Origin of the sequence: Cryobacterium sp. 10I1 (assembly GCF_035019805.1) — a bacterium.
Taxonomy (GTDB): domain Bacteria; phylum Actinomycetota; class Actinomycetes; order Actinomycetales; family Microbacteriaceae; genus Cryobacterium; species Cryobacterium glucosi.
This window is the reverse complement of the sequence record NZ_JASJVF010000531.1, coordinates 1-721: the sequence shown is the minus strand read 5'-3', so window position 1 is coordinate 721 and position 721 is coordinate 1. Positions and strand designations below refer to the sequence as shown.

The following is a 721-nucleotide window of genomic DNA, read 5'->3' as shown; positions in this document are numbered from 1 at the left end:
TGTCTTCCGCAGGCACCTGGGGAAACCCGAGCAGCTGCCCCTCATCGAGGCGTACGTCCGTGAGCAGGCCCTGGGCCGCGGATTCCCCCCGGCGGTGATCGACCGGATCTGGACCGTGCTCGCCGGATTCGGCAGCTTCGGCTTCGCCAAGGCGCACGGCGCCGCGTTCGCCCTGCCCACCTACCAGTCCGCGTGGCTGAAGACCCATCACCCTGCGGTCTTCCTTGCCGGTCTCCTCACCCACGACCCGGGAATGTGGCCGAAGGACCTGCTCGTGGCCGAAGCCCGGGCGCTCGGGGTGCCCGTGCTTCCGCTCGACGTGCAGCACAGCGTGCTCGACTACCGGGTCGAGGATCTTCCTCCTGGCCACGCCGGGCCTGTCCAGGTCGAACCGGTGACTGCCGGGTCTCCCGGGCCTGCCGGGCCGCGCAGAGGCATCCGCCTGGCGCTGCCAGAGCTTTCGGGCAGCACCGCCGCCGAGAGGGCCCGGATCGTGCGGCACCAGCCGTTCTCCTCGCTCCAGGACTTCCGGGACCGGGTGCGGCCACGGCGGTCGAGCTTCGAGGCGCTCGCACGGGTCGGCGCCCTCGACAGCTTCATCGGCTATGACCGTGAGCGCCGGCATGAGCTGCTCGCGCACATCCAGTCGCTCCGCGGCACGGCCGTCGCCGTGCACGACGACCAACTCGCCTTCGACGTCGACCTGCCGGTCCCCCGGTAC

General features: G+C 71.3%; 1 pseudogene. It reads left to right on the top strand.

The features are described 5' to 3' along the window. A pseudogene (locus QN345_RS19610) lies at positions 1 to 721 on the top strand (DNA polymerase III subunit alpha); the annotation flags it as partial.